The organism is Vulcanibacillus modesticaldus, assembly GCF_001730235.1.
Taxonomy (GTDB): Bacteria; Bacillota; Bacilli; order Tepidibacillales; family Tepidibacillaceae; genus Vulcanibacillus; species Vulcanibacillus modesticaldus.
The window spans coordinates 36,660-46,485 of sequence record NZ_MIJF01000008.1; the positions used below are offsets into that span (position 1 = coordinate 36,660).

Sequence of the window (9,826 nt, forward strand, 5' to 3'; positions counted from 1 at the left end):
AATAAATAGTTTAAAACAAAAACAGAAGAATGAATGATTGAGAAATTAGAAAAAAGCCAATGAATAGAGGTAAATAGATAAATAATTCTAATTTAGCTTTTTTTCTTAGTTTTTTAATTTCATCATCAACCGTACTAACATTATTATCGTATGACCAGTGGTTTTTATCCACATAGGGATCTTTTTTAAAAAACAAGTTTTTCCAGCCAATTACAAAAACATCAAAAAAACCTGAAATGATCACATAAGAGATCCCGCTAATTACTAAGAAAAACAGTCCGATCATAAATGATGTATTAATATAATTGAGAAATAAACTATCTTTTAAAAAGAATGCGATGATTAGAGAAAGTAATGATAATCCTAAAGATATTAGTATACGAATAGTCCAAATTCGATGTCGCATAATAACCTTCCTTATTTTATTGTAGTTATGATAAAGACATAATTAATAATATCAAATATCTAATTAAGAGACAAAATGTTGATAAATATTATAACATTTTTTAGTATAATAGCAATTGAAAATAATATTTGTATTGTGAAAGGATTTGGAATTAATGGCAAAGAGCATATTGGTAGTAGATGATGAACCATCAATAGTTACTTTAGTGAAGTTTAATTTAGAAAAATCAGGATATATCGTTCATACGGCCAATAATGGAAAAGATGCTGTTTCATTATGTAATCAAGAAAAATTTGATTTGATGGTTTTAGATATTATGTTACCAGAATTAGATGGGATAGAAGTATTAAAGGAATTAAGAAAAAATCATATCGAAATTCCCGTTATCCTCCTTACAGCTAAAGATGAAGAACTGGATAAAATTCTGGGACTAGAACTTGGTGCAGATGATTATATGACTAAACCATTTAGCCCAAGAGAATTAACAGCGCGTGTTAAAGCAATTTTACGGCGCTTAGCTAATATTGAATCCTATAGAGTAAATGAGAAAAGAGAAGAGAGTAATCGGGTTAAAATCGGCGACTTGGTTATTGATGAGGATAAGTATGAAGCGCGTTTACATGAAAAACTACTTGATTTAACACCGAAAGAATTTGAACTATTGTTATATTTGATAAAGCACAGGGGTAAGGTTTTAACAAGAGATCAGTTATTAAATTCCGTTTGGAATTATGATTTTATGGGAGATTCGAGGATAGTGGACGTTCATGTTAGCCATCTCCGTGACAAAATAGAAGAAGATACAAAAAAGCCAAAATATATTAAAACAATTAGAGGAATAGGTTATAAATTTGAGGATGTTATAAGATGAGAAGGATAAAGCATCGATTAACGCTTATTTATACTTTTATAATAGGAGTTTTTGCTCTTTTTTTAGGAATTTACATTTCTTATTTAATTCAAAATATTTATATTGACGCCTTAGAAAAACGGCTTTTTGAAGAAATTAATATGATAACAACGATAATTTCTCTTGAAGATAGATACGATTTTACGGATAATCTTGAGGAGTTTGCAAAAGAACTTGGAGAGGACATTTCAACAAGGATTACGCTAATCAATACAAAGGGGGAAGTTTTAGCTGATTCTCAATATGATAAAAATAAAATGGAAAACCACTTGAATAGACCAGAGGTATTGGTGGCGTTATCAGGAAAAGTAGGGAAGGAAATCCGTTATAGTGATACTTTAGGAATTGATATGTTATATTTAGCATCACCACTTTATAAGGATAATAATTTGTTGGGGGTTATCCGTTTAGCACTTCCTTTACATGAGATCAGGTCGTCAATTAAAGGATTTTGGTATAACTTAATTTTAGCTCTTACCATTGTATTTTTGATTACAATTTTTATCAGCACTAAATTAACAAATAGAATTACTCAACCGCTTGAACATATCACCGAAATTGCACGAAAAATAACCAAAAAAGATTATAGTGAAAGGTTAGACATAAATAGGGAAGATGAGATAGGACAATTAGGTAGAGCCATCAATATAATGGCTGATAGCTTAGAAAATCAAATGAAAACAATCCATGAAAATGAAAAAAAATTGTCGACAGTGCTAAATAACATGTCAAGTGGAGTAATTCTTATAGATAAAAATGGAATAATAATCTTTGCAAATCCGGCAGTGGAATGGCTAATTGGTGTTTCAGAAAATACTTTGATAGGGAAATATCACTATGAAGTAGGAAAACAAGAATCTATCAGTGAGTTGATAGAGCGCGCAATAAATAATAAAGAATCTATTCATACTGAGATAGGCATTTATTATCCCACAAAGAAATATTTAGATGCTAATGTGGTGCCAATTTTAGATTCTAGTGGAGAGATAAATAATGTTTTGGTTCTTTTAATCGATATAACCAAAATAAAACGGTTAGAGAAAATGAGAACTGAATTCGTTGCTAACGTTTCCCATGAATTAAGAACACCTATTACTGCCGTCAAAGGATTTACCGAAACATTATTAGATGGAACAATAAATGATGAAGACACGAGAAGAACCTTTTTACAGATTATCCATAAAGAAAGTGACCGTCTACATCGACTTATATCTGATCTATTGGATTTAACAAAAATAGAACAAAATAAAGAAATATTAAATTTTTCGAAAGTAGATTTAAAATCTTTAATTCAATCAACGATAGCAACAATGCGACCACAAATAGAAAAAAATAAAATATCTATTTACGAAGAATTGGATGAAGTCCAAGTAGAAGCCGATGAAGATCGCTTAAGACAAGTTATGATCAATCTAATAAATAATGGTATTGCATATACACCGGAGAACGGTTCGATTACAGTTAGGTTATATCAACATAATAAAGACTTCATTAAAATAGAGGTCGAAGATACTGGAATTGGAATTCCGGAGAAGAGCTTACCAAGGATATTCGAGAGATTTTATCGAGTAGATAAGGCCAGATCGAGAGAATCAGGGGGAACGGGACTTGGACTTGCAATAGTCAAGCATATTATTGAATCTCATGGTGGTAGTATTCATGTTGAAAGTAGAGTAGGAAAGGGTTCAAAATTTACTATTATATTTCCTAAAAAAAAGTATGATATATATGAAACCTAATCATAATTGATTACGTATAAGATGATTGTTATGTATTTAAGATAGGAGGAATAAACATGGAAGAAAAGGTAATAGATATGAAGCCTAAGTCTAATTTTAAGTTAGGACGTACTATATCCCTTATATTAATTTTAGTATTATTTATAGGAATTGCTTTTAACTCATATGTCATCGTAGAAGCCGGACATAGGGGAGTAGTATTGCAACTAGGAGCAGTAAAACCAGTATCATTGGAAGAAGGTATCCATTTTATAATTCCATTTGTTCAAAAAGTTATCCCATTAGAAGTACGGGTACAAAAAGCACAATCTGAAGAAACAGCTGCCTCAAAAGATTTGCAGGTTGTATCAACTACAGTAGCTGTTAACTTTCACCTTATCCCAGAAGAAGTACAAGATTTGTATCAACGTGTAGGTTTAGCGTATAAAGAAAGAATTGTTGACCCGGCAGTAGGTGAAGCTGTCAAAGCTGTGACAGCCTTATATACAGCTGAAGAATTGATATCAAAGAGATCTGAAGTAAGTGCAAAGATAAAAGAAACCTTGTCTAACAAGTTGGCAAATTACCACATGCAATTAGATGATATTAATATCACTGAGTTTAAATTTAGTGAAGAATATAATGATGCTATTGAACAAAAACAAATTGCAGAACAACAAGCTTTAAAAGCTCAACTTGACTTACAAAGGATAGAAATTGAAGCTAAACAAAAAGTTGAGCAAGCAAGGGCAGAGGCTGAATCATTAAGGCTTCAAAAACAAGAAGTTACCCCTGAGTTAATTGAATTAAGAAAAATTGAGGCACAAATGGAAGAAATTAAAAAATGGGATGGAAAATTACCAAGTGTAACAGGAGGAACAGTTCCTTTTATTGATATAAATTCCATAGATCAATAAATACTTAAACAGCCTTCGATATATCGTTGGCTGTTTTTGCATGTTAAAATAATTGTGTGATATGATTAAAAATCAGGAGGATTAAACTTTCCTAATAAACGTTGAATTCAATGAGGTGAAATAATGGGGAAATTAGTATTGATAGATGGTAACAGCATTGCCAATCGGGCATTTTATGCCTTACCTTTACTTACTAATAAAGAAGGTTTATATACAAATGCAGTATATGGATTTGCACAAATTATTATCAAAATAGTAAAAGAGATAAAGCCAGATTATATGCTAGTTGCTTTTGATGCTGGAAAAGTGACATTTAGGCATACCGATTATCAGGATTATAAAGGAAAAAGAAAAAAGACACCTAGTGAATTATCTAGCCAATTTCCAATGCTCAAAAAATTGTTAGATGCTTTACAAATAAAACATTTTGAGCTAGAGGAATATGAAGCTGATGATATTATCGGTACTATTAGCAAATCAGCTGAAATAAGGGAAATCGAGACAATCATCTACACTGGAGATAAAGATATGCTACAATTGGCCTCTGATAAGGTTTCTATCTTTCTCACTCGTAGGGGCATAACAGAAGTTGATATATTTGGTCCAAAAGAGATAATGGATAAATATCAATTGACTCCGAAACAAATAATTGATCTTAAAGGATTGATGGGTGACACTTCAGATAACATTCCTGGTGTACCAGGTGTCGGTGAAAAAACAGCCATAAAACTGCTACATCAATTTGAAACTGTTGAAGGTGTTTTGGAAAACATTGAAAAAGTTTCAGGAAAAAAACTTAAAGAAAAATTGGCAGAAAATAAAGAACAGGCACTCTTAAGTAAAAAATTGGCTACTATCTTCAAAGAAGTACCAATTGGTTTTGAGATAGATGACTTAAAAGTGAAAGAGCCAGATCTAGAAGAGGTAAAACAATTATTTATTAACTGGGAATTCAACACATTAATTGAAAGATTAGGGATTGAAAGCACAGAAAATAATCTAGAAAAAGATTACGAGAAGATTGATTATCAAACTTATTCCAAAGAAATTAAATCGGTTTGGAATGAAAAATTCCATAAAAAAGAACAAATAGCACTACATGTTGAAACGAATTACGAAAAAACACATGATAAGGAAATATATGGGTTAGCTTTATCAGATGGTGAAGAACAGGTATATTTAACACTTGAAGAAATGATTGCTTGGACAGAACTTAAAGAATGGTTATCGGACCCAACAGCACCTAAGTGGGTATATGATGGCAAAAGGATAGAGATGGTATTATATTGGAATAATTTTAAGTTGAATGGCGTTACAGCAGATTTATTATTAAGTAATTATATTTTAAATCCAGCTGATGGTGGAAATGATTTGGCGAAAATCGCTAAAGAACATGGCTATAATGATTTACAGGCAGATGATATAATTTATGGAAAAGGTGCTAAAAAGGTTATACCAGATCCTGAAGTTATTATGGAACATATAAGTAGTAAAGCATACATCATATATTCCTTGGTACCTATGTTAAACAACAAAATTGTTGAAAATAAGATGGAAAAGCTTTTATATGATATTGAGCTACCACTATCTAGGGTATTGGCTAAAATGGAAAAGAATGGAGTTTTAATCGATGTGAATCGGTTAGAACAGATGGGTGATGAATTTAATCAGAAGTTAAAAGGTTTAACAGATGAAATATATGAATTAGCTGGTCGAGAGTTTAATATAAATTCTCCTAAGCAACTTGGAGAAATTTTATTTGATAAACTACAGTTACCAGTGATTAAAAAAACTAAGACGGGGTATTCAACCAGTGCTGATGTTTTAGAAAAACTTGAGCCATATCATCCGATAATCGGTAAAATATTACATTATCGTCAATTAGGAAAATTATATTCCACATATGTTGAAGGTTTATTAAAGGTAGTAGACCCAGAAACACATAAAATCCATACATCATTCAACCAAGCAGTTACGGCAACAGGACGGTTAAGTAGCACTGATCCAAACCTTCAAAATATCCCAATTAGACTTGAAGAAGGACGTAAAATTAGACAAGCATTCATTCCATCAGAATCAGAATGGTTGATTTTGTCAGCTGATTATTCTCAAATAGAGTTGAGGGTGTTGGCACATATTTCAGAAGATGAAAATTTAATTCAAGCTTTTATCGACGATTTAGACATTCATACCAAAACGGCAATGGATGTATTTAATGTTTCTGAACATGAGGTAACATCTTTGATGCGAAGACAAGCTAAGGCAGTCAATTTTGGTATTGTGTATGGGATAAGTGATTATGGATTATCTCAAAATTTAAACATATCGAGAAAAGAAGCAGGAGAATTTATCGATAAATATTTTTCTGTATTTTCTGGTGTGAAAAATTATATGACAGAAATTATCAAGCAAGCTAAGAAAAAAGGATATGTGAGTACATTATTGAATCGGCGCAGATACCTACCAGATATCAACAGTTCAAATTACAATATTCGGAGTTTTGCAGAGAGGACAGCAATGAATACCCCAATCCAAGGAACAGCAGCAGACATTATTAAAATAGCAATGGTCCGAATCGCAAACAAGATTGAAGACCGTAATTTAAATAGCAGATTGTTACTACAAGTTCATGACGAATTAATTTTTGAGGTTGATCCTATTGAGATAGATCTAATGAAAACATTGGTAAAAGAAACTATGGAAGAAGCCATGGACTTAAAAGTACCACTTAAAGTGGATATAAACATAGGAAAGACATGGTACGAAGCCAAGTAGCAAGGAAAGGAGATTCATATGCCTGAGCTTCCAGAAGTTGAGACAGTTAGGCGAGCATTACTGAAACAGATCATCGGCAAAACAATTACTAAGGTAGATGTATTTTATCCTAGGATAATTAGGCATCCACATGACATAGAAGAATTTAAGATGTTATTAAAGGGTCAGACATTGCATAAGATAGATAGAAGAGGAAAATACCTCCTATTCAGATTCGATCAAGTAACCCTTGTTTCCCATCTAAGGATGGAAGGAAAATATCTATATAAAGCTGAAAAAAGTGTTTCTTTGGACAAACATGTTCATGTGGTTTTTTACTTTAATGACGGAAGTGAACTTCAATACCATGACGTTAGAAAATTCGGAACAATGGAGTTAGTCTTTAAGGGAGAAGAAGAAAAATTAGCTTCCTTAAAAAAATTAGGGCAAGAACCAATAGACCCTTTATTCGATCAAGAATTATTTAAAAGAAAAGTGCAAAAAAGAAATATTGCAATCAAAAAAATTTTATTAGATCAAACGATAATAAGTGGTTTGGGAAATATTTATGTTGATGACACCCTAGCTATGAGTAAAATTCATCCTTTAAGATTGGGAACTTCCTTAACTGATGAAGAAATAGCCCGGATAACTAATTCAATGATTGAAGTACTTAATAAAGCAATTGAAAAGGGTGGCTCTTCGATTAGGACGTTTGAAAGTTTGCATGGAAAAGGATCGATGCAAGATCATTTGATTGTCTACGGTCGAACGAATCTACCATGTCATTATTGTGGAACGCCCATAGAGAAAATAAAGGTAGGTGGGAGAGGAACTCATTATTGTCCAACATGTCAAAAATAAAAATATCGGCTAAAGCTATAAACATTATTCACAGTGCCTAAGCTCCTTCCATAAGATATATAAGATTCAAAAAGGGGCTTATTAACCCCTTCATCTTAAGAAATATCAGTGGAGGGGATAAGAGAATGAACACTATTTATCTTTTTATTTTAGCATTAGCCGTGAGTTTAGATAGCTTTGGCGTTGGGGTAACATATGGGCTTAGAAAGGTAAAAATTCCGAACACATCTATTTTCATAATCAGTTTGGCTTCTGCATCAATGATTTTATTATCTATGCAATTAGGTGTATGGATTAGTATAATGATATCCCCATATTTAGCAAAATGGATAGGTGCAATAATTTTGATTATCGTTGGCTTATGGGCAATATTCCAAGTATCTAATCATCATAAGCAAAATGATAATGAAGAAATAAAAAAACAGACACAACAGGAAGGGAAAAAGCTTCTTTCAATTGAAATAAAGAAATTAGGATTAGTAATCCAAATATTAAAAACTCCAATGGAGGCTGATATAGACCGTTCAGGAAAAATTTCATCTTTGGAAGCTGTATTTTTGGGTTTAGCCCTTTCGCTTGATGCTTTTGGGGCCGGTTTAGGAGCTGCTTTGGTTGGATTTAAACCATTATTTACTGCAATTACAATAGCAGGTATGAGTGGCTTGTTTATCCGTATTGGGATGAGATTGGGGTTTTGGTTTTCTGAGATCAAATGGTTGCAAAAGTTTACCATAGTACCTGGAATAATATTGGTGCTTATTGGGATCATGAAATTTTTTTAAATTCAAAATTACTGGTATTAGGGTGAATAAAATGTTAATAGGGCTAACAGGCGGAATAGCTAGTGGAAAAAGTACAGTAACAAAACTTTTTATGAATGAGGGGATTCCTGTTGTTGATGCAGATCTAATTGCTAGAGAAGTTGTAGAAGTTGGTAGAGAGGCCTGGAAAAAAATTGTTGATTATTTTGGTGAGGAAATTTTATTACCCGATAAATCCATCAATCGCAAAAAATTGGGTAATATTATTTTCCAAGATGAAAATAAACGAAAAAAATTAAATGAGATCACTCACCCAATAATTATTTCTGAAATATTATCTAGGGCAAAAAAACTCCAGGTTACATACAAACGTGTGATCGTAGATATTCCATTATTATTTGAATCAAGAAGAGAATCTTTATTTGATCTTATTATTGTAGTGTATGTAGATAAAGAATCTCAAATAAAGAGATTAATGGAACGTGATCATATCGATAGAAATGAAGCATTATCTAAGATTAATTCCCAAATCCCTTTGGATGATAAAATTAAATGGGCTGACATAGTAATTTATAACGATAAAACCATTGAGGAAACTAAAAAACAGGTCATTGACATTATAAAAAAGATAAATGGGAAAGTTGGATAAATAAAATAATGTTAAGCGTATTTATTTCCAAAAAAAATTTAATAATTTATACATTACTCTTTTTAGTTTTTTTATCGATCAATACTAAATGGCTCTGGGAATTGATTTATCCAATAAAGTATGAACATGAGATTGAGGAATATTCAAGACGTTTTGATGTCGATCCATTTTTGATTTTATCTATTATTCAAGTAGAAACCAGTTTTGAAGAGGATAGAACCTCTAAAAAAGGTGCAGTAGGACCGATGCAAATTATGCCTGATACAGCGATATGGATTATTGATCAAGCAGGTTTTTCATATAAGTTAGAGGATTTAGCAAAGCCTAAAGTAAACATTGCTTTAGGAAGTTGGTATGTATCAAATATTTTTCATCAGTTTGATAGAAACATAGTTGCTACAATTGCGGCATATAATGCTGGACCTAATAAAGTATCAAAGTGGTTTAAGGAAGGAATTTGGGATGGTACCCTTGAAAAAGTAAATCGGATACCATATGGTGAAACAAGGCATTATATCCAAAGGGTATTATTTTTTTATGAACGTTATAAATGGATATATGAATATCGTTTTTAAAAAAGAGTCACTTGGGTGACTCTTTCAGACTGAAGACTAACCTCATGCTAAATTACCTAGTATGAAGTTATTTTTGTCAAAAATGCTTAAAATCTTGGATGAAATAAAAAATTGAGAGCGATTCGGACGTCTCTTCCACGTCCAATTCGCTAGCTTTTTCAAATTCATGGCAGCAAAAACTAACATCGCCTGCATCGAGACTTTTTTCAAACCTCTTAACGTAGTCCAACGCAAACCATGTTTCTCTTTCATATCTGCAAATACTCTTTCTA

General features: G+C 31.9%; 10 protein-coding genes. 8 read left to right on the forward strand and 2 right to left on the reverse strand.

The window, feature by feature from the left end; all coding sequences use genetic code 11:
* Positions 1-10 precede the first annotated feature (10 nt).
* Positions 11-406, reverse strand: coding sequence for a DUF3899 domain-containing protein (locus tag BHF71_RS02320; RefSeq protein ID WP_069656062.1), 396 nt, complete (start codon positions 404-406; stop codon positions 11-13).
* A gap of 154 nt (positions 407-560) precedes the next feature.
* On the opposite strand from BHF71_RS02320, the gene BHF71_RS02325 reads away from it, so the two are divergent.
* The 8 genes from BHF71_RS02325 to BHF71_RS02360 all read left to right on the forward strand — a co-directional run bounded on the left by BHF71_RS02325 (position 561) and on the right by BHF71_RS02360 (position 9,554).
* Positions 561-1,277, forward strand: coding sequence for a response regulator transcription factor (locus BHF71_RS02325; protein ID WP_069656063.1), 717 nt, complete (start codon positions 561-563; stop codon positions 1,275-1,277).
* On the forward strand, positions 1,274-3,055 hold the full coding sequence (gene pnpS / locus BHF71_RS02330) for a two-component system histidine kinase PnpS (RefSeq protein WP_069656064.1): 1,782 nt from the start codon (positions 1,274-1,276) through the stop codon (positions 3,053-3,055). The genes BHF71_RS02325 and pnpS overlap by 4 nt, the downstream gene beginning before the upstream one ends.
* Before the next feature lie 56 nt (positions 3,056-3,111).
* On the forward strand, positions 3,112-3,951 hold the full coding sequence (locus BHF71_RS02335) for a prohibitin family protein (RefSeq protein WP_069656065.1): 840 nt from the start codon (positions 3,112-3,114) through the stop codon (positions 3,949-3,951).
* Between the two features lie 123 nt (positions 3,952-4,074).
* Positions 4,075-6,726, forward strand: coding sequence for a DNA polymerase I (gene polA, locus BHF71_RS02340; protein ID WP_069656066.1), 2,652 nt, complete (start codon positions 4,075-4,077; stop codon positions 6,724-6,726).
* A gap of 18 nt (positions 6,727-6,744) precedes the next feature.
* Entirely contained in the window at positions 6,745-7,569 is an 825-nt protein-coding gene (mutM, locus tag BHF71_RS02345; protein ID WP_069656067.1) for a DNA-formamidopyrimidine glycosylase, read from the forward strand.
* A 125-nt stretch (positions 7,570-7,694) separates the two neighbouring features.
* Positions 7,695-8,351 (forward strand): sporulation membrane protein YtaF, encoded by a 657-nt coding sequence (gene ytaF / locus BHF71_RS02350; protein WP_069656068.1) that lies wholly within the window; start codon positions 7,695-7,697, stop codon positions 8,349-8,351.
* A gap of 31 nt (positions 8,352-8,382) precedes the next feature.
* Positions 8,383-8,979: a dephospho-CoA kinase gene (coaE, locus tag BHF71_RS02355; RefSeq protein WP_069656069.1), complete on the forward strand. Its 597-nt coding sequence runs from the start codon at positions 8,383-8,385 to the stop codon at positions 8,977-8,979.
* Positions 8,980-8,987: 8 nt separating this feature from the next.
* A complete protein-coding gene (locus BHF71_RS02360; protein ID WP_069656070.1) occupies positions 8,988-9,554 on the forward strand; it encodes a lytic transglycosylase domain-containing protein in 567 nt (188 codons plus the stop codon).
* A gap of 42 nt (positions 9,555-9,596) precedes the next feature.
* Here the strand turns inward: BHF71_RS02360 and BHF71_RS12225 are convergent.
* Positions 9,597-9,826, reverse strand: a 230-nt coding sequence (locus BHF71_RS12225; protein ID WP_084024117.1) for a transposase, incomplete at its 5' end; no start/stop codon positions are given.

What these genes read in the sequence shown, in the direction of transcription:
- BHF71_RS02335 (WP_069656065.1), top strand. Translation starts at nt 3,112, where the DNA reads ATGGAAGAAAAGGTAATAGATATGAAGCCTAAGTCTAATTTTAAGTTA.
- mutM (WP_069656067.1), top strand. Translation starts at nt 6,745, where the DNA reads ATGCCTGAGCTTCCAGAAGTTGAGACAGTTAGGCGAGCATTACTGAAA.
- ytaF (WP_069656068.1), top strand. Translation starts at nt 7,695, where the DNA reads ATGAACACTATTTATCTTTTTATTTTAGCATTAGCCGTGAGTTTAGAT.
- BHF71_RS02325 (WP_069656063.1), top strand. Translation starts at nt 561, where the DNA reads ATGGCAAAGAGCATATTGGTAGTAGATGATGAACCATCAATAGTTACT.
- BHF71_RS02320 (WP_069656062.1), bottom strand. Translation starts at nt 406, where the DNA reads ATGCGACATCGAATTTGGACTATTCGTATACTAATATCTTTAGGATTA.
- pnpS (WP_069656064.1), top strand. Translation starts at nt 1,274, where the DNA reads ATGAGAAGGATAAAGCATCGATTAACGCTTATTTATACTTTTATAATA.
- BHF71_RS02360 (WP_069656070.1), top strand. Translation starts at nt 8,988, where the DNA reads ATGTTAAGCGTATTTATTTCCAAAAAAAATTTAATAATTTATACATTA.
- polA (WP_069656066.1), top strand. Translation starts at nt 4,075, where the DNA reads ATGGGGAAATTAGTATTGATAGATGGTAACAGCATTGCCAATCGGGCA.
- coaE (WP_069656069.1), top strand. Translation starts at nt 8,383, where the DNA reads ATGTTAATAGGGCTAACAGGCGGAATAGCTAGTGGAAAAAGTACAGTA.